This is a genomic window from Aeromonas sp. sif2433 (assembly GCF_019218705.1).
Taxonomy (GTDB): domain Bacteria; phylum Pseudomonadota; class Gammaproteobacteria; order Enterobacterales; family Aeromonadaceae; genus Aeromonas; species Aeromonas encheleia.
In genome coordinates, this window is the sequence record NZ_JAHUXD010000001.1 from 90,377 (window position 1) to 112,667 (window position 22,291).

At 64.5% G+C, this 22,291-nt stretch carries 21 protein-coding genes; 7 read left to right on the forward strand and 14 right to left on the reverse strand.

The genetic code is table 11. The annotated features are described in order from the left end of the window. Positions 1–22: 22 nt before the first annotated feature. Positions 23–1,384: an exodeoxyribonuclease VII large subunit gene (xseA, locus tag KW825_RS00390; protein ID WP_218327861.1), complete on the forward strand. Its 1,362-nt coding sequence runs from the start codon at positions 23–25 to the stop codon at positions 1,382–1,384. A gap of 62 nt (positions 1,385–1,446) precedes the next feature. Here the strand turns inward: xseA and hutW are convergent, their stop codons facing one another. The 12 genes from hutW to pspA all read right to left on the reverse strand — a co-directional run bounded on the left by hutW (position 1,447) and on the right by pspA (position 12,791). Further along, positions 1,447–2,793 (reverse strand): heme anaerobic degradation radical SAM methyltransferase ChuW/HutW, encoded by a 1,347-nt coding sequence (gene hutW / locus KW825_RS00395; protein ID WP_218328150.1) that lies wholly within the window; start codon positions 2,791–2,793, stop codon positions 1,447–1,449. Positions 2,794–3,118: 325 nt separating this feature from the next. After that, on the reverse strand, positions 3,119–3,607 hold the full coding sequence (locus KW825_RS00400; protein ID WP_218292255.1) for an OmpA family protein: 489 nt from the start codon (positions 3,605–3,607) through the stop codon (positions 3,119–3,121). Positions 3,608–3,644: 37 nt separating this feature from the next. Beyond that, a complete protein-coding gene (locus KW825_RS00405; protein WP_218327862.1) occupies positions 3,645–4,889 on the reverse strand; it encodes a diguanylate cyclase domain-containing protein in 1,245 nt (414 codons plus the stop codon). Then, complete coding sequence (locus KW825_RS00410) at positions 4,886–5,428, reverse strand: YfiR family protein (protein ID WP_218327863.1); 543 nt, start codon at positions 5,426–5,428, stop codon at positions 4,886–4,888. Before KW825_RS00410 ends, KW825_RS00405 begins: the two co-directional genes overlap by 4 nt. 183 nt (positions 5,429–5,611) lie before the next feature. Next, entirely contained in the window at positions 5,612–7,159 is a 1,548-nt protein-coding gene (tyrR, locus tag KW825_RS00415) for a transcriptional regulator TyrR (RefSeq protein WP_042653644.1), read from the reverse strand. Positions 7,160–7,463: 304 nt separating this feature from the next. Next, positions 7,464–7,802: a 4a-hydroxytetrahydrobiopterin dehydratase gene (locus KW825_RS00420; protein ID WP_218292253.1), complete on the reverse strand. Its 339-nt coding sequence runs from the start codon at positions 7,800–7,802 to the stop codon at positions 7,464–7,466. A gap of 49 nt (positions 7,803–7,851) precedes the next feature. Then, the gene (gene phhA, locus KW825_RS00425) at positions 7,852–8,646 is read right to left on the reverse strand and encodes a phenylalanine 4-monooxygenase (RefSeq protein ID WP_218327864.1); all 795 of its coding nucleotides are present in this window, start codon (positions 8,644–8,646) and stop codon (positions 7,852–7,854) included. Positions 8,647–8,801: 155 nt separating this feature from the next. Beyond that, positions 8,802–9,842, reverse strand: coding sequence for a YcjF family protein (locus KW825_RS00430; protein ID WP_218327865.1), 1,041 nt, complete (start codon positions 9,840–9,842; stop codon positions 8,802–8,804). A 58-nt stretch (positions 9,843–9,900) separates the two neighbouring features. Then, entirely contained in the window at positions 9,901–11,307 is a 1,407-nt protein-coding gene (locus KW825_RS00435; protein ID WP_218327866.1) for a YcjX family protein, read from the reverse strand. A gap of 67 nt (positions 11,308–11,374) precedes the next feature. Further along, positions 11,375–11,776, reverse strand: coding sequence for an envelope stress response membrane protein PspC (gene pspC, locus KW825_RS00440; RefSeq protein WP_106886959.1), 402 nt, complete (start codon positions 11,774–11,776; stop codon positions 11,375–11,377). Between the two features lie 94 nt (positions 11,777–11,870). Beyond that, a complete protein-coding gene (pspB, locus tag KW825_RS00445; protein ID WP_042653638.1) occupies positions 11,871–12,107 on the reverse strand; it encodes an envelope stress response membrane protein PspB in 237 nt (78 codons plus the stop codon). A 3-nt stretch (positions 12,108–12,110) separates the two neighbouring features. Beyond that, on the reverse strand, positions 12,111–12,791 hold the full coding sequence (pspA, locus tag KW825_RS00450) for a phage shock protein PspA (RefSeq protein ID WP_042653637.1): 681 nt from the start codon (positions 12,789–12,791) through the stop codon (positions 12,111–12,113). A gap of 195 nt (positions 12,792–12,986) precedes the next feature. On the opposite strand from pspA, the gene pspF reads away from it, so the two are divergent. The 6 genes from pspF to KW825_RS00480 all read left to right on the forward strand — a co-directional run bounded on the left by pspF (position 12,987) and on the right by KW825_RS00480 (position 20,042). Beyond that, positions 12,987–14,027 (forward strand): phage shock protein operon transcriptional activator, encoded by a 1,041-nt coding sequence (gene pspF / locus KW825_RS00455; protein ID WP_218327867.1) that lies wholly within the window; start codon positions 12,987–12,989, stop codon positions 14,025–14,027. A 256-nt stretch (positions 14,028–14,283) separates the two neighbouring features. Then, complete coding sequence (sapA, locus tag KW825_RS00460; RefSeq protein WP_042653635.1) at positions 14,284–15,879, forward strand: ABC transporter substrate-binding protein SapA; 1,596 nt, start codon at positions 14,284–14,286, stop codon at positions 15,877–15,879. A gap of 79 nt (positions 15,880–15,958) precedes the next feature. Beyond that, entirely contained in the window at positions 15,959–16,918 is a 960-nt protein-coding gene (locus tag KW825_RS00465; protein WP_042653634.1) for an ABC transporter permease subunit, read from the forward strand. A gap of 149 nt (positions 16,919–17,067) precedes the next feature. Then, positions 17,068–17,961 (forward strand): ABC transporter permease subunit, encoded by an 894-nt coding sequence (locus KW825_RS00470; RefSeq protein WP_042653633.1) that lies wholly within the window; start codon positions 17,068–17,070, stop codon positions 17,959–17,961. Positions 17,962–18,043: 82 nt separating this feature from the next. Next, the gene (locus KW825_RS00475; RefSeq protein WP_042653632.1) at positions 18,044–19,042 is read left to right on the forward strand and encodes an oligopeptide/dipeptide ABC transporter ATP-binding protein; all 999 of its coding nucleotides are present in this window, start codon (positions 18,044–18,046) and stop codon (positions 19,040–19,042) included. Between the two features lie 214 nt (positions 19,043–19,256). Further along, a complete protein-coding gene (locus tag KW825_RS00480) occupies positions 19,257–20,042 on the forward strand; it encodes an ATP-binding cassette domain-containing protein (RefSeq protein ID WP_218327868.1) in 786 nt (261 codons plus the stop codon). 142 nt (positions 20,043–20,184) lie between these two features. On the opposite strand, the gene KW825_RS00485 is transcribed toward KW825_RS00480, so the two are convergent. Continuing rightward, positions 20,185–20,943, reverse strand: coding sequence for a tRNA-(ms[2]io[6]A)-hydroxylase (locus KW825_RS00485; protein WP_218327869.1), 759 nt, complete (start codon positions 20,941–20,943; stop codon positions 20,185–20,187). A 104-nt stretch (positions 20,944–21,047) separates the two neighbouring features. Continuing rightward, entirely contained in the window at positions 21,048–22,058 is a 1,011-nt protein-coding gene (locus KW825_RS00490; RefSeq protein WP_218327870.1) for a LacI family DNA-binding transcriptional regulator, read from the reverse strand. Between the last annotated feature and the right edge of the window lie 233 nt (positions 22,059–22,291).

A 22,291-nucleotide genomic window follows, 5' to 3' on the forward strand; every position in this document is an offset into this window, starting at 1 on the left:
GGGCGCACCAGCAGGATCTGCCTTGAACCACCTCGACGACCGCCAGCAGAAGCAGCAACAGATCTTTACCGTCACCCGCCTCAACAGCGCCGTGCGCATGATCCTGGAGCAGGATCTGGGGCTGGTGTGGCTGACGGGGGAGCTCTCCAACCTGGCGATGCCAAGCTCGGGCCACTGGTATTTCTCCTTGAAAGACATCTCGGCCCAGGTGCGCTGCGCCATGTTCAAGGGCAACAACCGCCGGGTGCCGTTCCGCCCGCAGGATGGCATGCAGGTGCTGGTACAGGCGCGGGTCTCCCTCTACGAGCCGCGCGGCGACTATCAGCTGATCATCGAGTCGATGCAGCCCGCCGGCGATGGCATGCTGGCCCTGCGCTTCGAGGAGCTCAAGCGCCGCCTTGGCGCCGAGGGGCTGTTTGACGAGGGCCGCAAGCGACCGCTGCCGCGCGAGCCCCGCGCCGTGGGGTTGGTCACCTCCGCCACCGGCGCCGCCCTGCACGACATGCTGACGGTGCTTGAGCGCCGCGCCCCGGATCTGCCGGTCTTCATCTATCCGACCCAGGTGCAGGGCAGCGCCGCCATCGGTCAGATAGTGGCGGCGATCCATCTGGCCAACCGCCGCGCCGAGGTGGATGTGCTGATCGTCGGTCGCGGCGGCGGATCACTGGAAGATCTCTGGTGCTTCAACGAGGAGGCGGTGGCCCGGGCCATCGCAGGCTCCGCCATCCCCGTCATCAGCGCGGTGGGCCACGAGGTGGACGTCACCATCAGCGACTTCGCCGCCGACTTGCGCGCCCCCACCCCCTCCGCCGCCGCCGAGCTGGTGGCGCCGGATCAGGGCGCCCGCGCCCAGCGCCTCACCCACCTGGGGCAGCGGCTGACCCAAGCCATCAGCCGCCACCAGACCGCCGCCCGCCACGGCTTCGCGCTGCTGCAAAAACGGCTCGACCATCAGGATCCGAAGCGGCGGCTGGAGCAGCAGTCCCAGCGGCTGGACGAACTCTCCGGCCGTTTGCAGCAACTGCTCAACCAGCGCCTGCATCAGGGGGAGCGGCGCCTCGCCAACCTGGAGCTGCGGCTGCAGGCCAGGAGCCCGGAAAAGCTGCTGGCCGCCGGGAAGCGCCGTCACCAGCTGGCCGAGGAGCGTCTCTTCGCCCTGATGAACAAACGCCAGAGTCTCGCCGACCATCGCCTCGCCATGCTGAGCGCCCGCCTCGACGGGGTGAGCCCGCTCGCCACCCTGGGGCGTGGCTACTCCATCACCCGCACACAGAGTGGTGAGGTGATCAGCCGCGCCGCCCAGGTGAGCGCCGGGCAGTCGCTGGTGACCACCCTCGCAGAGGGGTATCTGCGGGTGCGGGTCGAAGAGGTACACAACCCATAGATAAACAAGGGGGCCTTCAACCGGCCCCCTTTTCGTCCCCTCCTCGTCTTGATCCCAGCCAATTACACCAGCGCGTGCCGCACCGCCTCTGCCGGATGAGCGCCGCTCGCTGCCCCGCCATCCAGCGGGTTGAGCTGCAGGAACTCGAACAGCCCGGCCTGCAGATTGACGTTCCAGAAACGCCCCGCCAGGGTCAGCTCCAGCCGATCCTCCGTCAGCGCCGCCAGCCCGTGCCGTTGCCATGCCTGAAACAGCGGCATCAGCTGTTCTCGCAAGGGGGCAGGCAAGCGCGCCAGGGCGAGCCAGCCGGTATCGAGGGCGCCGCGTAGCAGGCCGTCGATGTGCGCGTTGGGATTGCGCCCCATCACCATGCCGGGGGCCCGCACGCCGCTCGCCAGCGCCTCGTGCCAGGCCCCTAGATCCCGGCCATACATCAGGCCATGACCCTGCACATTGCCCCCGGCGCCGGCGCCGAAGGGGAGGATCTCGGCGCCGCGCTTGGCCATCTGGTTGTAACGGCTCTGCTCGCGCTCCCCCCGCCGCCAGTGGCTGCTGGAGAGCCGCTGCCAGCCCCCCCGCTCCAGGGTCTGGGCGCCATAGGCATACATGCCGGCCCGCTGCTGGCCGTCGGCCGACCAGTCGAGCCTGCCCCTCTCCTGCGCCCGCTCCAGATTGGTGCCCGCCATGGCGATGAGCTGATAGAGATCCACCCCGTGCACCCCGCTCGCCATCACGTCCGCTATGTCCTGGTGCCAGACGGCGTCATCCTGCCCCGGCAGGCCGAAGATGAGATCCGCCACTATGACGGCGGCATCATCCCGGGTCAGCTCGGCCAGCCGATCGAGCAGGGTCTCCCTGTCATCGAAGCGGGCCGCCTGCTGGCGCACCTCTGTGTCGAAGCTCTGCACGCCAAACGAGAAGCGATTGAAGCCCCCCGCCAGCGCGGTCTGCCACTTCTCGTCATCGAAGCCGTTGAGCCGCCCCTCCAGGGTCAGCTCCGCATCCGGGGTCAGGGGGAAGGCGCGAATGGCCCTGGCCAGTCGCCCCAGATCCACCGCCGCCATGTCGGTCGGGGTGCCGCCCCCCACGTAGACGGCCGAGAAGGGCTGACTCTGACCGAGGGGGGACTCGGCGGCCCGCTGCAGGCTGTCACACAGGGCCGCCATGTAGCGGCTCATGCGCGCCGGATTGGCGCCATTCTCGAAGAAGTTGCAGAAGCTGCAGCGCTTGCGACAGAACGGAATGTGGATGTAGAGCGCCCGCTCCTGCGCCTGGCTCGGCTGTTGCCACCAGCCTTGCCAGGCGGCGTCATCCAGCGACAAGGGGCTAATGCCGCCCCGGCTTGCGTGGGCCGAGGTCTTGGCGGTGAAGGCAAACTTGAGGGGATCAGGAGTCGAGAGTCCGGTCATGGTCGGGGTGAGCTGTGCTGTCGTCACTGGAGGTTACCATTTGGAAATAATGAAAATGATAACGAATATCACTCAATGGTGAGCTTGTGCCAGATCAAGTCTGTGGCACTGGGCCGCCATTTATCCCTCGGGCTGGCGTCAGCCAGGGGGTTTGTTGAGCGAAGGTTGGTTCAGGAGGGAGTGTACTGGCGGAGAACCACTCCCCTGTCGGCATCGGGGTCATCGACAGGAGAGCGGACACACACGCATTCAGGCTAGCGGGGAGCCTTGCTGCCAGCCTCGAGCAACGGACGGAGGCGGCGAATGCACTGCGACTGGGGTGGGATCAGCCGTTGCCGATGATGATGGCCACCCGGCGATTCTCCGCCCGTCCGGCGGCGGTGCCGTTGTCGGCGACTGGCGCCTGCTCGCCGCGACCACGAATGTCCAGGTTGGCCGCCGGCATCCCCACCGACGCCAGCACGTCGGCCACGGACTGGGCCCGCTTGCGGGAGAGCTGCTCATTGTAGGCCGCCTCGCCGTTGGAGTCGGTATGACCGTCGACCCTGACCCGGTTCAGGCCCACGTCCAGCAGGGCCTTGCCCAGCTTCTCCACCACCTGGCGGGTATTGGGGTTGAGTGCGCCCACATTGTTGGCAAACAGCACCTTGTTGGAGATGTCCAGCGTCCAGCCCTCATCGGTGAGGTGGAAGCCCTGCTCCTTGAGCACGGTCACCTGCTCCGCCGTGAGACCCTGAGGCGCACTCTGGCAAGCCGCCAACACACTCAACAAGAGCCCGAACAGACCCACCTTCATCAGGTTGGAAATTTTCATTGTTATAGTCCTTTTGTTATTTTTGCCTGCAAAAACATCAAATACTCAGCTTGTGGTCGGTGACCTCCTCCCTGCGTTGTCGTTTGGCTTGATACATGGCACTGTCCGCGTGCTGCAGCAGCTCATCGGCGGTCAGCCCCTGCTCGGGGAACATGGCATAGCCGACGCTGACCTTGGCCACCAGATGGCGGCCATCCCCCAATACCACGGGCACTATCATCGCCTGCTGGATCCGGATCATCACGTCGCGCACCTCGCGCTCATGCTGCAGCGGCGCCAGCAGGACCGCAAACTCGTCCCCCCCCAGCCGGCACACCAGATCCATGGGTCGCAGCTGATGCTGTATCCGCCTGGCCAGCGTCACCAGCACCTCGTCACCGGCGGCATGGCCCAGGCTGTCATTGATCTGCTTGAAGCGGTCGCAATCGAGGTACAGCAGGGCGAACCGCTCATGCTGGGCGCGACCGGTCGTGATGGATTGATCCAGCCGGGCTTCGAACAGCGCGCGATTGGGGAGACCCGTCAGGGGATCGTGGGTCGCCTGGTGCAGCAGGCTGGCATTCTCCCGTTTCTGATGGAGTTGCCAGGCCTCCAGCTCATCGAGCAGGGAGTTGAAATCTTCCCCGAGCTCATGCAACTCGGCGATGTCGGCCGCCGGGACGCGCTGCTTGAGGGCGCGCTGGCGGCGGACGCTGTGGGCTACCTGCGCCAGCGCCTTGAGGGGATCTGTGATGGAGTACTGCATGCGGCGCGCCACATAGAGCGCCCCCAGTATGCTGAGCAGCAGGCAGAGCAGGGTCGCCATCAGGGTCTGCAACAGGAAGCGCAGCAGGTATTGGCCGTGGCCGACCAGGTGGATCCGCGCTATCTCCTTGCCCTCCCGCAGCACCGGCAGCTCCACCGGCCCCGGCAGGATCAGGTGGGCCAGCTGTTGCTCCAGGCTGGACCAGGGGGTGGTGATGGCCCGGGTCCAGCTCGCCAGCACCTGACCATCGGCCAGCTGGATGCGGGCGCTGGCCACATCCTCGTGGGAGGCGATGGCCTGCAGGGTCTCTTTCGCCGCCTCCTCGTCGTGGAACACCACCGCCGCCTCAGTGGTGTAGCTGATGGCGCGTGCCACCAGCTCGAGGTTGTGATCGGCGTAGAGGCGCAGCGCCAGCAGGGCGGTGATGGTCAGGAACAGGCCGGCCATGCAGACCGCGGTGAGGGAGGTCATCATGTGGGTGCGGCCCAGGCTCTGTCGCAACGTGATCCGCTGCTCGGAAGGGATCTGATTCTTCATCGTGCGTCCTCGTCCGCCCTGGCCAGCTTGAGCACGGCCGGGTGTACCCGCACGCCGCTGCGGGCGAGCGCATCCAGATTGACCTTGAAGCGCACCCGCTCCTGGCTGACCTGCAGGCAGAACACCGCATCGGCGATGCACTCGTGGCTCTGTTCACCGATGCTGAGGATGGCGTGCCCACGCAGGCGCTGGAACAGCGCCACCCGTTGCTCGCTCGTCATCACCCCCAGATAGAGCACGTCACAGCGCTGGCTCAAGGCCTCGTCATCCAGATCGTAACGGTGCACATCGACCGGGCGGCCGTTGGCCTGCTGCTTGATGGAGGGCAGAGCCCCGGCATACTCCGTCGGCGCCGCGATGCACAGGCGCAACTCGGCAGGCTCGGTGGGCCAGCGGGTATAACTGAGGATGTCGAGCACCGTCTGGCGCACCAGCTCGGCGCGCACCTCGGCCGAGGTCTCGCTGACGCTGGCCAGCGCCAGCGAGCAGAACAGCAGCGCCAGCCACGCCATGGCCCGGATCAGAGAATGTGACTGCATGATGCCTGCCTGTTCACGTCTGCCCAAGAGGCCAGAGGGCTATGCCAAAGAGGAGTGGCATCAAGCTTATCAGTCGCGCGCCAGCCACCCATGGCTCTGCGCGCAGGCTGTGTCACCTTGTGTCGTACTAATGACAAGGGCCCACCCGGATGTGAGCCCCACGGACCAACGGCAGGCATGGGCTTACTTCTTGCCGATCCCGTATTCGCGCAGCTTGTTGGCGATGGCGGTGTGGGAGACCCCGAGCCGCTTGGCCAGCTGGCGGGTGGAGGGAAAGGCTGGATAGAGCCGCTCCAGCAGCCGGCTCTCGAAACGCTTCACCGCCTCATCCAGCCCGCCCTCGAACCACTCGTCGATGAGCGGCATGGCATCGGCCGCCACCGGCAGATCTACGTGCTCGGGGCCTATCTCGTCCCCTTCCAGCAGGGTCATGGCGCGGTAGAGGCAGTTGCGCAGCTGGCGCACGTTGCCGGGCCAACGATAGGCGGTCAGGTATTCGGCCATGTTGCGGGTGAAGCGCGGGCGGGGCCGCTGCAACTCGCTGGCGAAGCGGGAGACGAACTGCTGGGCCAGCGCCATGATGTCCGCCTTGCGCTCGCGCAGGGGCGGCAGGCCTAAGCTCAGCACGTTGAGGCGGTAGTAGAGATCCTCGCGAAACTTGCCCTCGTGCACCAGATCCAGCAACTGCTTCTGGGTGGTGCAGATGAAGCGCACGTTGACCCTCACCTCCTGCTCGTCACCGACCCGGCGGAAGACGCCGTCCTGCAACACCCGCAGGAACTTGGTCTGCAGATGGGGGGACATGTCGCCGATCTCGTCCAGCATCAGGGTGCCGCCGCTGGCCAGCTCCAGCACGCCGCGCTTGCCCTCGGTGTTGTTGCCAAAGGCGCCGGGGGCGTAGCCAAACAGCTCGCTCTCGGCCACGTTGTCCGGCATGGCGGCACAGTTGAGAGCCATGAAGGGATGGCTGGAGCGCAGGCTGGCGCCGTGGCAGGCGCGGGCCAGCAGCTCCTTGCCGGTACCGGTCTCACCCAGGATGAGCAGCGGCGCGTCCTGCATCGCCAGCTTGGCGGCCTGGGCCAGCACCTCTTTCATCTTCTGGCTCTCGGCCTGCAGGTGCTCGAAGCCCCCCACCTCCACCGCGTGCAGCGCGCTGAAGTGCATGCCGACCCGGCGCGCGGACTTGAGCACCACCACGGCGCCGGCCAGGGCTTGGCGGCCCTTCTCTTCGGCCACGAACAGCGGCATCAGGTCGCCGAGGTACTCCTCACCGCCGAGGCTGAGCTTGCAGGTCTGCGGCTTGATCTCGCTCGCCTCCAGCCAGCGGGCAAAGGAGAAGCCCTTGACCAGGGAGCCGAGGGCCAGACCGCGCACCTCCTCCTGGGGCAAGGCAAGGGTGGTGAGGGCCGACTGGTTGGCCTGGGTTATCCGCCCCTTGCTGTCGAGGGAGAAGACCAGGTCCGGCAGCGCCTTGAGCAGCGCCTCTATCTCGTGATGTTCCCGCTCGGAGGGCATGTAGGGGATGGTCTTGACGTCATAGACACCGGGAATGCGGCGGATCTCCGGCATCAGATGCTGGAAATCTCGAAACTCCAGCTCGGGGAAGTTGAGATAGATGATGCCTGTGGTATCGATTTCGATGCCGCGCAGATCGATGTTGTGCTCCACCAGACGGTCGAGCAGTTCCCGGGTCAGGCCCAGGCGGTCTTCACAGCTGACTTCAAGACGCATTCGGGACACACTTCCTAGCTAACACTCTGAATAACGGGATGATACAGACTCGATCCCGCCAGTGCGAGCGCTCGCCCATAAAAATGCGGGCCCGCCCCGCTTTCGCCGGACAGGCCCGAGTCAATGGCTGGCGCTTATTTCAGCAGCCGATCGGTGCACGCCACCATGATGAACACCTTGCCATGCAGACCACCTCGTCTAAAGCGCTGATCCAGGCGCTTATTTCAGCAACTGGCCAGTGCGTGCCACCATGATGAACACCTTGCTATGCAGACCACCTCGTCTATAGCGCTGATCCAGCCGCTTATTTCAGCAGCTGGTCGGTGCGCGCCGCCATGATGAAGTCGTTGCGATGCAGGCCGCCTATCTTGTGGGTCCACCAGCTGACGGTCACCTTGCCCCATTCGGTCAGGATCGCCGGGTGATGGAACTCGGCCTCCGCCAGCTCGCCGAGACGGTTGGTGAAGGCCAGCGCCTCCTTGAAGTTGCGAAAGCCAAACTCCCTGCGCAGTTGCAGCTCTCCCTTCACCACCATGGGCTGCCAGTCGGGTATGGCGTGCATCAGCTCGCTCAGCTCCTGCTCGCTGACCTTGGGGGCATCGGCGCGGCACGCTTCGCACCGTTGGCTTGCCAGTTCGGACATTAGGGACTCCTTTCATTAACAATGGGTTGGAATGGATTGCGCGCCGTCGTCAGCTCGCCTGTTTGCCGGGCGCCGGCGCAAAACGCGGCGCTCGCAGGCCGAGGCGACGCGCCTGAGCCACGCAGGCCATGATGTCCTGCTCCGCCAGCTGATAGAGGGCATCCAGGCTGGGCAGCACGAAATAGGTCGGCTGCATGATGTCGATGCGATAGGGGGTGCGCAGCACCTCCACCGCATCGAACGGCTGCAGGCTGGGTTGACCAGAGAGGGCATAGGCGGTCTCGCCGATGGAGGAGAGAATGCCGCCGCCGTAGATACGCAGGGAGGCGGGGCTCTGCACCAGACCGAACTCCACCGTGAACCAGTAGAGCCGGGCCAGATAGACCCTGTCCTCCTTGCTGGCCTTGAGGCCGAGCTGACCATAGACATGGGTGAAATGGGCGAAGGCCGGGTTGGTCAGCATGGCGCAGTGGCCGAACAGCTCGTGGAAGATGTCCGGCTCTTGCAGGTAATCGAGCTCATCCCGGCGGCGGATGAAGGTGGCCACCGGGAACTGGCGCTGGGCCAGCAGCGAGAAGAAGCGATCGAAGGAGATGAGGGCGGGCACGGCTACCACGGACCAGCCGGTGCCAGGGGTCAGCACGGCGTTGATCTCCATCAGCTGCGGGATGCGATCACGAGGCAAGTCGAGTCGGGCCAGCCCCGCCAGGTATTCGTCACAGGCCTTGCCCTTGAGCGCCGCGAGCTGGCGGTCGATCAGGATCTGCCAGGTGCCGTGCTCCTCATCCGTGTAATGAATGAGGCCCTGCTCGTCCGGTTGATGTGCTGTGTAGAGGCTTGCCATGATCCCGTTCCATCCCGCGCCAGAGAGCGGCGCCTTTGCGTTGGTTGTCAGGATCACTGTAACGGTTTAGCCCCTAAAAAAGCAGCCGACCCCGAGGTCGGCTGCCGGCCACAAATGTAAACAACTTGTGACATTCTCTATTCATATATCCGGGCTCAGAACTTGTTGAGATAGCCCGCCAGCTGGCCGATAAGCCGCTTGCGCAACTCACCCAGTTTCGGCTTCTCGTCGCCGCACCAGGGCAGCGGGCGGCAGGCCTCTATGGTGCGCAGCCCCAGCCTGGCAGTGAGCAGGCCGGCGCCCACCCCCTGCGCTGCGCGGGCGGAGAGCTTGGCGGTGAGCTCGGCCCCCAGCAAGTCCATGCCCACCTCGGTCACCAGCTCGGTGGCGCCGGCATAGAGCATGTTGCGAAACACCTGGCGGATGAGGCTGATGCGGCTCCAGTAGCCGAGCTCGATGGCGTAGACATCGGCGATGTCCTCGATCATCCGCAGGTTGCGCCACAGCATCAGCATCATGTCGACGGTGGCGAGCGGGCTCAGGGCCACCAGCACCGCGGCTTCCCCCGACCATTTGGCGACCCTGGCCTGGGCGAGTTTATCCCGCTCGGTCAGCACCAGCTGGCTGTAGAGGGTCAGCACCTCCCGATCGCTGTGGCTCTCGTCGAGCTGGCCGAGCCAGTTCTGATAGCCCTCCCGCCCCTTGTCACCACTCTTCTCGGCCAGGGCCTCGCAGAACGCCTGCCCCTGCCCCACCCCCTGGTGAGCCAGCATGTCTTCGGCGCGGGAGCGCACATCCTGGCGCCGCTTGAGGGTGCGCAGTCGCAACCACTCCCGCCCCGCGACCCCGGCCGTGCCCACCACCACCAGCCCGGAGGCCAGCAACCAGGCGCCGCCCCAGAGCGGGGACGCGACGAACTGGTCGTAGAGGAAGCCGCCAAACTGGCCGAGGGAGAGCACACCGACCGCCCCCAGCCCCCAGCCCAGCAACCGGTGCCGGCGCCTTGGCCGCAGGGTCAGGGCCGGCTCCACGAAGTCATTGAGCTCGTCGAGCCGCTCGAAGCTCTCCTCCTCCAGCCGCTGGGCCGGGGCGGGTGCCTGCTCGGTTGGCGCCGCCGAAAACGCAGGCTCCAGCAGCACCTTGCCTTGCAACGGAACACCCTCGTCTGGCGTCCGTACTTTGGTCTGATCGTTCATCGCAATAGGTTCCTCTGTAGCGCTCGGTCAGGGCGCTGCACCCGCGCAGGGGTGGCGCTCATTCCAGGTGATCCCCCAGCAGAAACTCCAGCGCGGCGTCGAGCCGGATATGGGGCAACGCCTGATGGGGGCTCATGGGCAGGGGGCGAAACGCCTGAAAATCGAAGCCCTGGTTGTGCCACCACTGCGCCGGGGGAATGTGGGACGGCACCTCGCCGGGAAACAGCAGCAGCGGCTCGCCGGCCAGACTGGTGCCACGGATGGCCGGGAACTCGCGGCCATTGGCCAGCCCCTTGCCCACCTCGGTGGCCTTGATGGCGGCGAGTGCCAGGCACTCGGTCTCGATCCCCTCGAAGCGAGCCTGGCCACGGCCACTGCTCACCAGATGCTGCAACAGAGACACCAGCGGGGCGTGCTGCTCAGGGGTCACGTGATCCGCCTTGCTCGCCACGAACAGCAGCTTGTCGATGCGCGGGGCGAACAGCCGGCGCCACCAGTTGCTCTTGCCGTAGGCGAAGCTCTCCATGATGCGGGCGATGGCCTGCTGCATGTCGCCAAAGCTGGCGGCGCCGGCGTTGAGAGGTTGCAGGCAGTCCACCAGCACTATCTGGCGATCGAAGCCGGCGAAGTGCTGCTCGTAGAAGCCCTGCACCAGGTGCTGCTTGTACTGCTCGAAGCGCTGCTTGAAGGTGGCGTAGAGGCTGCCATCGGCGGGCTCGGAGGCGGGTTTGTCCCACACCCAGGGCACGAATTGCAACAGCGGAGCCCCGGCATACTCCCCCGGCAGCACGAAGCGGCCCGGCTGGATGAGGTGCAGCCCCAGCTCGCGCTTGCAGGCATGCAAATAAGCGGTGTAACGCGCCGCCAGCTCGCAGGCCGGCCGCTCCTCGAAGGCCTGCTCGGCCTGCCAGCGCGGTTCAAGCCAGCTGCTGGCGAGTGCTTGCAGCTCGGGGCGCCGCAGCTGGTTTGCCACCTGCTCGCTCCACTGCTCGTAGCTCAGCTCCAGCAGCGGCAGGTCCAGCAACCACTCCCCCGGGTAGTCCACCAGATCCACATAGAGGGTGGAGATCTCCCCCAGGTGCTTGCGCAGCGGATGGCGGGTACGGTAGCGGATCTCGAGCCGCACCTCGGCCACGCCGCGGGTGGGCTCAGGCCAGGCGGGCGGCTCGCCAAACAGGGAGTCGAGACCCCGTTCATAGGCGAAGGTGGGAATGTGGGCATTCAGCTGGGGGACGCGGCGCGCACCCAGGATCCGCCCCTGGCGCTGGGCATCCCACAGGGGCAGACGGCCGTCGATGGCCGCGTGCTCCAGCTGGTTGACCAGCGCGGTGATGAAGGCGGTCTTGCCGCTGCGTGACAGGCCGGTGACCGCCAGCCGGATGTGGCGATCCCGTACCCGGTTCACCGCCTCGAAGGCCTTGTGCTGCAGCACAGACCACTTCTGCTCTAGTTTGTTGCGTATCAAGGCTCGTTCGATCCTCCCGCTAAAGATCGCCGGCCCGTCTGGCCGGCGAGGCGTCATTTATGGTGCATTACAGCTTGCTGAACTCGCGCTGCAGGGTGAACTCCTTGGAGGTCACCAGCTTCTCGATGCGCTGCAGTCTGGGCTCGAGCGTGTCGAGCTCCTGGGCGATGCGGCCGAGCGCCTGATGGGGGGTGACCCCCGCCTGCCAGCTGCGCGCCTTCATGCGCACCTCGGCAAAATCCGCCTCCTGCTCCCCGTAGAGGGTGACCGGCTTCTTGTCGAGCAGAAACCAGGCCGCGATGTAGGCGGTGAAGGTGATGAAACCGGCGAAGATGAGGCCGGTGATGGCCAGCAGCCGCACTATCCAGGTCTCCACCCCGAAGTAGTCGGCAAGGCCGGCGCAGACGCCGGCTATCTTGCCCTTCTGGGGATCCCGGTAGAGATTGCGTGAGTTGTTCGAGGCGCTCATACCCTGTTCCTCCAACCGGAGACTTCCGCATCCGCCATGAAACCCTGTGTACCGACCGACGCAGACGTCACGCCATGGCAGCCATAGATGGCATTCATACCTTGTTCCTCCAACCGGGGACCTCGGCATCCAGAATGGATTCCAGTGCACCGACCCGCTCCTGCATCTTCTCGGCGCGAACCAGCAGGCCCTGCAACTCCTCCCGCTCATTGTCGGCGAGACCCGCACCGATCCGGCCCTTGGCGCGATAGTGCAGCACCAGCCAGATGGGGGCCACTATGACCATGAAGACGATGAGTGGCGTCGCCAATATCCCAAGAATGTCTTCCATTCATCACTCTCCCTGTTTCGAGGCGGTGTCACCCTGGCCCAGCTTCTGGCGCATGGCCTCGAGCTCGCGGCTGATCTGATCGTCCACTTCCAGCTCGGCAAACTGCTGGGCCAGCGCCTTGTCGGACTGGCCGAGATCGGCGCGGGCCTCCATCTCGTCGATGCGGCGCTCCATGCGCTCGAACTTGCTGACCACGGCCTGGCTGTCGCCACGGGCCACCTGGCTCTGCACGTTCAAACGGCTGCTGGCGGCCTCGCTGCGAATGGCCATCGCCTTCTGGCGGGCGCGGGCGTCTTCCAGCTTGGCTTCCAGCTGGCGGATCTCGTCACCCAGCTTGTCGATGCCGCTGTCCACCGCCTGCTGCTCACGATAGAGCGTCTCGGCCAGCTCGGTCTGCTTCTTCTTCTCGATGAGGGCGGCTCGGGCCAGATCGTCGCGACCCTTGGCCAGCGCCAGTTCGGCCTTGCCCTGCCACTCATTCACCCGCTCCTGGTGACGGTGGACCTGACGGCCAATCTCTTTCTGGTTGGCGAGGAAGCGGGCCAGGTTGGAGCGCTCCTTCACCAGCTCATCTTCCATCTCCTGGATGATCAGGCGCACCATCTTCTGGGGATCTTCTGCCTTATCGAGCAGGGCCGTCAGGTTGGAGTTGATGATGTCGGCCAGGCGGGAAAAAATACTCATGATTGTACTCCTGTGATGGGCATTGGGTTGTTTCTCCATTGACAATGGCAACTTGTGTGCCAATCTGGAACGAAATTTAACTTGTTGATTTATATGGGCGCTCTCCATGAGTTTCAAGACGCCCGAAACAAGAGATGATAAAAAACACTAACTTTTGGTAAGATTGACCAGATTTTTCACCGAACAGGGACCATTATGACCACGGACACGGAAAGCCTGTTGGGTGAGTCCAACGCCTTCCTCGAAATCATCGAACAGACCTCGCGCCTCGCGCCGCTGCGCAAACCCGTGTTGATCATCGGCGAACGGGGGACCGGCAAGGAGCTCATCGCCCACCGCCTACATTATCTCTCAGGACGTTGGGATCAAAGCTTTGTCACCATCAACTGCGCCACCCTGAGTGAGAGTCTGTTGGAAACCGAGCTGTTCGGCCACGAGGCGGGCTCCTTCACCGGCGCCGCCAAGCGCCATCAGGGCCGCTTCGAGCGCGCCGATGGCGGCACCCTGTTCCTCGACGAACTGGCCACCACCAGCGCCCGGGTGCAGGAGAAGCTGCTGCGGGTCATCGAATATGGCGAGTTCGAGCGGGTAGGCGGTGCCAAGCCGCTCAAGGTGGATGTGCGGCTGGTGTGCGCCACCAACGAGGATCTGCCGCGGCTGGCCGAGCGCGGCCAGTTTCGCCACGACTTGCTGGACCGGCTGGCCTTCGACGTCATCACCCTGCCCCCGCTGCGGGAGCGGCGGGACGACATCCTGATGCTGGCGGAGCACTTCGCCCACAGCATGACCCGGGAGCTGGGCTATCCGCTGTTTGCCGGTTTCTCCCGCAAGGCGACCCAGCTATTGCTGGACTATCCCTGGCCCGGCAACGTGCGCGAACTGAAAAACGTGGTGGAGCGCAGCCTCTACCGCCAGGGCAACCCCCAGCTGCCGCTCGCGGAGCTGGTGCTCAACCCGTTCGATTCACCCTGGCGCCCCCGCGCCAATGGCCTGGCACCCTCCCCCGTCGAGGCGGCGCCGAACGGGCAACAGGCCCACAACCTGCCGCTGGATCTCAAGGGGGCGGTGGCGGAATACGAGATTAATTTACTCAAGCAAGCGATGCAGCAATCCCAGTATAATCAGCGCAAAGCGGCTCAATTGCTGGCCCTGAGCTATCACCAGTTCCGGGGCATGCTGCGTAAATACCAACTGCTCGAGGGGGATGACAGCAATGGCAATGCGGACATCGACTGAGCCGGCGTCATCACCGATTTCGGAGCATGCTGCGTGAATACCAGCTGCTCGAGGGGGATGACAGCAATGGCAAGGCGGACAGCGACTGATCCTGCGCCATCACCGATTTCGGAGCATGCTGCGCACATGCCCGCGGCTGGATGGTGACAGCGATAGCGACTGATCCCAACAGAGGGAGTCCCTGCCCGGCAGGCTCCCGCAACGCGCCCGCCCCCCGGCGGGCAACTCTGCATGAAAACATGGTTCCATAATGAGAATGCTCAAACCACTGCTGCTCGGTCTCCTGGTCCTGGTCACCGGCTGTCAGAAACAGACAGAGGCCTCCAAGACAGGGCTCGTCTACTGCGTCGAAGGGGCTCCCCAGACCTTCAACCCGCAGCTCGCCAATTCGGGGGTGACCCTGGATGCCAGTGCCCGCCCGCTCTATGATCGCCTGCTCGAGGTGAACGCCAATACCCTGAGCATCGAGGGGGGCCTGGCCACCCACTGGCACAGCAGCGACGATGGGCTCTCCTATACCCTGAACCTGCGCAAGGGGGTGACCTTCCATCGCACCCCCTGGTTCAGCCCTTCCCGCCAGTTCAACGCCGACGACGTGCTGTTCACCTACCAGCGCCTGCTGGACGAACACCACCCGTTCCACACCATCTCCGGCGGCGAGTACCCCTATTTCTACAGCCTGGGGCTGGCCTCCCTCATCAAGCGGGTCTACAAGCAGGGCCCCTATGAGGTGGTGTTCGAGCTCAACCGGCCGGATGCCTCCTTCCTCGCCACCCTGGCAAGCGACTACGCCGTGGTGCTGTCGGCCGAGTATGGCGAGCAGATGATCAAGGCCGGCACCCCGGCGCTGCTCGACAATCGCCCCATAGGCACCGGGCCCTTCAGCTTCAAGGAGTACCGTCACAACGAGTTCATCCGTTACCTGCGCCATCCCGGCTACTGGGGCGGCGAGGCCAAGATTGAACAGCTGATCTACGACATCACGCCCAAGTCGTCCAAGCGGCTCGCCAAGCTGCTGACCGGCGAGTGCGACGTGATGAGCACCCCCTCCGCCAGCCAGCTGTCGGTGATCGACAAGGATCCGGATCTCAACCTGTCGATCCAGTCGGGCATGAACGTCGCCTTCCTGGCACTCAATACCCGCAAGGCCCCCTTCAACAAGGTGCAGGTGCGCCAGGCGCTGGCCAGCGCCATCAACGTGCAGAACCTGCTGCATGCTGTCTACTTCGAGACCGGACAGCCGGCCACCAGCCTGCTGCCGCCGCTCTCCTGGGGTTACAACCCCTCCCTGCAACTGCGTCAGCCGGACCTGAAGCTCGCCCGCCAGTTGCTCAAGGAGGCCGGCCTCCCTCATGGTTTCGAGATGCAGGTGCTGGTGCAGCCGGGGGCGCGCCCCTACAACCCGGACGGCCTCAAGACCGCCCAGCTGATGCGCAGCGATCTCGCCAAGATAGGGGTGAAGCTGAAGATAGTGCAGCAGGCCTGGCCGGTCATCGAGACCCGCCTCGCCAAGGGCCAGTACGACAGCCTGCTCTCCGGCTGGATCGCCGACAACGCCGACCCGGACAACTTCTTCCGCCAGCTGCTGAGCTGCGCCGCGGTCGAGCGGGGCAACAACTACAGCCGCTGGTGCAGCCCGGCCTTCGATCAGCTGCTGGACGATGCGGTGACCACGCCCCAGCTCGCCTTCCGCCTGCGCAATTACTACTATGCCCAGACCCTGCTCAATGAGCAGTTGCCGCTGATCCCGCTGGCCCATGCCCTGCGCACCCAGGTGAGCCGCAGCGATATCCAGGGGCTGACCCTCATGCCCTTCGGTGGCACCACCTTCAACCAGGCCTACCGGGAGTAAGCATGCGTCTCTATCCCCATCCCGGCAGCGGCAGCCGGCCTCCCCTGTCATCGACGCACCCGAGTGCGGAGGGCTAACCATGTTCTTTTATATTCTGCGCCGCATCAGCCTGCTGCTGATCACCCTGCTGGTGCTGACCCTGGGCGCCTATCTGCTGGAGTCTCGCCTCATCGGTCAGGTGCTGGACTTCGGCCATGGCTACCCGGATTTCCTGCGGCGCATCTTCGCCGGCGATCTCGGGCTGTCCAGCGTCTCCGGCCTGCCGGTGCTGGAGGAGATCCGTCACTACTTCCCGGCGACCCTGACCCTCTGCATCACGGCCTTCGCCATCTCGCTGCTGCTGGGGATCCCGCTCGGTACCCTGGCCGCCCTCTATCAGGGGCGCTCCCTGGATCTCTCCATCATGACCGCCGGCCTCATCGGCTACGCCGTGCCGGTGTTCTGGCTGGCCCTGCTGATGGTGATGTTCTTCTCGCTGGATCTTGGCTGGCTGCCGGCCTCGGGCCAGATCAGCCTGCTCTATGACGTGCCCTCCATCACCGGCATCGCCATCATAGACGTGCTGCTGAGCCAGGAGCCCTGGCGGGAGGCGGCCTTGCACGATGCCCTACGTCATCTGGTGCTGCCGTCGCTGGTGCTGGCGGTGGTGCCCACCACCGAGGTGATCCGCCACGTGCGCAGCTCGCTCATCGACGTGCTGAAGCAGAACTACATCAAGGCCGCGGCGAGCCGGGGCCTCTCCCGCCGCCAGATCGTCTGGCGCCATGGTCTCAAGAATGCCCTGCCCCCGGTGCTGCCGCTGCTCGGCCTGCAACTGGGCAGCGTGCTCACCTCCGCCATGATCACCGAGGTGGTGTTCGACTGGCCCGGCATCGGCCGCTGGCTGGTCAACAGCATAGCGCTGCAGGACTACGCCGCCATCCGGGGCGCGACCCTAGTGGTCGCCAGCTTCGTGATCTTCATCAGCGTCAGCACCGAGCTGCTCACCACCATCATGTACCCGGCACGGCGCAAAGAGCTCTATGCAAAACAAGATTAAACACGAACCTATGGTGAGCCTCTCTTGTCCGCTCTCTATGCTGTCAGCGCCGCGCTGCTCACCGCCCTCATGGGGTACCCGGCACGGCGCAAAGAACGCTATGCAAAACAAGATTGAACCTGCTCATGGCCTGGGCTGGAGCCTGACTTATGCAAGATAAATCGAACATCTATCCGGAGCTCAAGATCCTCTCCCCACTGGAGCAGACCTGGGCCTCCTATCGTCGTAACCCGTTGGCCATGGGTGGCCTCTGGTGCTTCGGCCTGCTGCTGCTGATCACCCTGGTGGGCCCCCTGGTGGTGCCCTACGGCATCGACGATCAACACAGCAGCCGCCTGCTGCTGGCCCCCTCCTGGGCCAGCACCGGTAACATCGACTACTTCCTCGGCACCGACGATCTGGGCCGCGACATCCTCTCCCGCCTCGTGGTAGGGGCCAGGCTCACCTTCGGCAACGCCCTGCTGGTGGTGGTGATTGCGCTCATCGTCGGCTCCGCCATCGGCATCCTCGGCGGCATGAGCAAGGGGGTAAAATCGAGCGTGCTCCATCACCTGCTCGATACCTTGCTCTCCATCCCCTCCCTGCTGCTGGCCATCATAGTGGTCGCCATCCTGGGGCCTGGCCTGTTCAACACCCTGATCGCCATCACGCTGGCGCTCATTCCTCCCTTCATCCGGGCGACCTACAACGCGGTCCACACCGAGATGCAGAAGGAGTACATCATCGCCAGCCGCCTCGACGGCTCACCCCCCTGGCGCATCATGCGGCTCGCCGTGCTGCCGAACATAGTGGAGACCCTGGTGGCGCAGACCACCCGTACCCTCTCCGCCGCCATCCTGGATATCTCGGCGGTGGGCTTTCTCGGGCTCGGCGCCCAGTCGCCGCAACCCGAGTGGGGCGCCATGCTGGCCGATTCGAGCGATCTCATCTATCTCGCCCCCTGGACCGTGACCCTGCCGGGCATGGCCATCCTGTTCAGTGTGCTGGTGACCAACCTGGTCGGCGAAGGCATACGTGAAGCGCTCAAAGAGGGGAATGATTGATGATGCCCTTACTCGATACCGTTAAAATTGGTATAGGTGCGACGCAAAAAGCCGTGCCAAGCCTTGATAAGGAGCGCCACTGATGCCCTTGCTCGACATACGCAACCTCACCATCGAGATCGATACCCCCCAGGGCAAGGTCAAGGCGGTGGACAGGGTCAGTCTGACCCTGAACGAGGGAGAGATCCGGGGCCTGGTGGGTGAATCCGGCTCCGGCAAGAGCCTGGTCGCCAAGGTGATCGTCGGCATCCAGAAGGACAACTGGACGGTGCGCGCCGACCGGATGCGCTTCAACGACATGGATCTGCTGACCATGGCCCCCAAGGAGCGCCGCCGCATCATGGGTCGCGAGATCGCCATGATCTTCCAGGACCCCATCAGCTGCCTCGATCCCTCGGAGGAGATAGGCACCCAGCTGGAAGAGGCCATCCCGACCGACTCCTTCGTCGGCAAGTTCTGGCAACGCTTCCAGTGGCGCAAGAAGAGGGCCATCGCCCTGTTGCACCGGGTGGGGGTCAAGGATCACCGCAAGGTGATGCGGGCCTACCCTCACGAGCTGTCGGACGGCATGTGCCAGAAGGTGATGATCGCCATGGCCATCGCCAACCAGCCACGGCTGCTGGTGGCCGATGAGCCCACCAGCGCCATGGAGTCGACTACCCATTCTCAAATCCTGCGGCTGCTGGACAAGATGAACAAGCTGGGCAACACCACCATCCTCATCATCAGCAACGACATCGCCGCCATCGCCAACCTGACCGATACCATCAACATCATGTACTGCGGCCAGATGGTGGAGGTGGGCACCCGGGAGCAGATCCTGACCTCGCCCCATCACCCCTATACGGACGCCCTGCTCAAGTCCATTCCGGACTTTGACAAGCTGGTGCGCCACAAGTCCCGGCTCGAGACCCTGCCCGGGGTGATACCGCCGCTGCAACACCTGCCCATCGGCTGTCGCCTCGGCCCCCGCTGTCCCTATGCCCAGAAGCAGTGCGTGCAGACCCCGCTGATGAGCAAGGTCAAGGGCCACCAGTTCAGTTGTCACTTCCCCCTGAACATGGACGAACCGAAGAAATGATCCGGACCCATGAGCAACGCCAGGGGCCAGCCAGGTATCAGCTGCCACTTCCCCCTGAACATGGACGAACCGAAGAAATGAGCCGGATCCATGAGCAACGCCAGGGGCCAGCCAGGTATCAGTTGCCACTTCCCCCTGAACATGGCAGAGCCGAAGAAATGAACATGAATCATCCGTCTGTGGCGACGCCGTCGCTCACCAAGGAGCCAAGCCTGTGATCGAACCCTCCCTGTTGCAGGTCAGAGGCCTCTGCAAGACCTACCAGAACCGTACCGGCCTGTTCAGACGCCAGGCGGTGGAAGCCATCAAGCCGCTCTCGTTCAATCTGGAGGTGGGCCAGACCCTGGCCATCGTCGGTGAGGCAGGCTCCGGCAAGAGCACGCTGGCGCGCATCCTGGCGGGCATGATAGAGCCCAGCGGCGGCGAGATCGCCATCGAGGGGCAACCCCTGGTGCACGGTGACTATCAGACCCGCTGCAAGCTGCTGCGGATGATCTTCCAGGACCCCAACACGTCGCTCAACCGCAAGATCCGGGTCGGCCAGATCCTGGAGACGCCGCTGCGCCTCAACACCGAGATGAGCGAGGAGGAGCGCAAGGAGAAGGTGGTGCAGACCCTGCGCATGGTGGGCATGCTGCCCGACCACGCCCTCTTCTATCCGCAGATGCTCTCCGCCGGTCAGCAGCAGCGGGTGGGGCTGGCCCGCGCCCTGATCCTCAATCCCAAGATAGTGGTGGCCGACGAGGCGCTGTCGACCCTGGACATCTCGGTACGCTCCCAGATCATCAACCTGCTGCTGGAGATGCAGGAGACCACGGGGCTGAGCTATGTGCTGGTGGCCAACGATCTCGGCATCGTCAGCCACATCAGCGACGAGGTGCTGGTGATGCACGATGGCCGGGTGGTGGAGCGCGGCAAGACCCTCAAGGTGTTTGCCGATCCCCAGCACGAGGTGACCCGCCGCCTCATCCAGAACTACAACAACGAATACCGCAGATGATGTCTAGGCCGCGGACCCGGCGCGGCCGTTCCCCCGTTTTTCAGGCATAAAAAAACCCGGCTTGTGGGCCGGGAATTGCGCTCAAAAAGTGATTGCGTCGCTCGTAGTAGGAACACCGAGATAGTAGGTGCCCCCTTGGGGTTCAACAACTGTCAGATCTGACAGGCGGTCCGCTATGGAACCTGAACTGCGGATCCGGCGAACTAATGAGCTCTGCCTCGATCTCGCCGAAGAAGGCCACCCGCTCGCTGATGTCCTCCCCCGCGAAATGCGAGGCCAATGCCAGATAATCCTGGTAGTGGCGCGCCTCCGAGCGCAGCAATGAGACATAGAAGCGCCCCAGCTCCTCGTCCAGATGGGGGGCTATCTTCGCGAAGCGCTCGCAGGAGCGCGCCTCTATATAGGCACCGATGATCATCTTGTCGACCACGGCGGCGGGCTCGTAGGTGCGCACATGCTTTAGCAGACTGCGGGCATAGCGGGAGGCGCTGACCGGGCCGTAGGGGATGCCGCGGGCGGCCATGATCTCCAGCACCTGCTCGAAGTGATGCAACTCCTCCTGAATGAGCCGCACCATGGGAAACAGCAGGGGGTTGCGCTCCAGTTCGGCAAACACGCTTCTGTCGGACTCCCCCATGGTACGTTTACCGAGGATCTCGGCCTTCTCGGGGATGGCGTCCAGTTCCCGGTAGAACGCCAGCTTGGGCAGCAGGTGGCGCTTGCCCTTGGGCAGGCAGTAGCGACGCACCAGGCTGTGGGCGGTCAGGGCGGCCTTGTTCTCGCAGTTGGCGTGATCGATAAGCAGAGTCGGCAATTGGGCAGGATCCCGCGCCATCTCCACCCAGGCATCCGGGGTCTCACAATGCAGGAACTGGCGAACGGGGGCTAGCAGGTCATCCATCTAACATCTCATCTCTTGCTATGACAGGCGGCGCACGCGCCGGGGCACCTATGCTAGCGGATCCCGCCTGTGCTGCCCACCACCTTGAGCGAGGAGCCAGCGCCTCACTCCAGCAGCCGTTTGAGGGAGTCGCGCCGGATCAGCTTGCCGCTGAAGGAGGGCAGCTCACCGGCCTCCCCCTCCTCCACCATGGTGATCAGCCGGCTGATGGTCTCCTGGATCATCTCGGTCACCGGCATCTTGACGCTGGCCAGCGAAGGAATGACGTAGGGGGCCAGCGCTATGTCATCGAAGCCGACCACGGAGACCTGCTCCGGCACCGACACGCCGGCCTGGTGCAGCTGCTTGATGGCACCGATCGCCATGTCATCGTTGCTGGCCACCAGAGCGCTGAAGCGAGCCCCCCGCCCCAGCAGGGTCGAGACCCCGGCCGCGCCGCAGGCGGGTGTCCACTTGCCTTGCGCGATCAATTCGTCGCGCAGCGGGATCTCGTGCCGGGCCAAAGCCTGCTTGTAGCCGGCCAGACGCTCGATGCCGGTCGGCGAATCCGCCGAGCCGGTGATGAAGGCGATGTCGGCGTGGCCCATCTCCACCAATTTATCCACCACGGCCGCGGCGGCAGCCCGTTGATCGGAGTAGACGCAATGGCGGTGGTGGCGCCGCAACTTGCGGTTGAGCACCATGATGGGCTGGGAATGCTGCTCGATGATCTCGTCCATCTCCTCGACGCTCAGAAAGCGCGGGTAGATGATGATGCCGTCACAGCGCAGGTCCAGCAGATACTGGATGGCCTGACGCTCCTCCTCGGCGCTGTGCTTGCCATCGGCCAGGATCAGCTGGCGACCGCGATCCTCGGTCATCCGCGCCGCATGGGAGAGCAGCTCGCTGAAATAGACGCCGTGATACAGGGTGTTGGTCACCACCAGCCCCAGGGTCTGGGTATTCTTGGTCGCCAGCTGCCTGGCCAGCAGATTGGGGCGATAACCGCTCTCCTCGATGGCCTGGAACACCCGGTCCCGGGTCTCCTGGCTGGTGTAGCCATTGCCTGACAACACGCGAGAGACAGTCGCCTTCGACACCCCTGCCCGCCTTGCCACCTCCAGCATCGTCGTCATCTTGCTCCATCCCGTTATGCTTGACGGGCCGCAGTGTACTGCACCGGCCTGGGGTTGTCGTAGCAAGAATGCGGGCATGGGGGGTCATTGAGTGATCCCATTCACGGATCTGCACAATGATCGGGGGACTGTCTTGTATCGCAGAAAGAAACTGAGCACTCTGTGTGGAACCGGTTCCACATGTGCAGTTTCACACCGTCCATCCGCACGCCACAGGCGGGGCTATGGCTGGT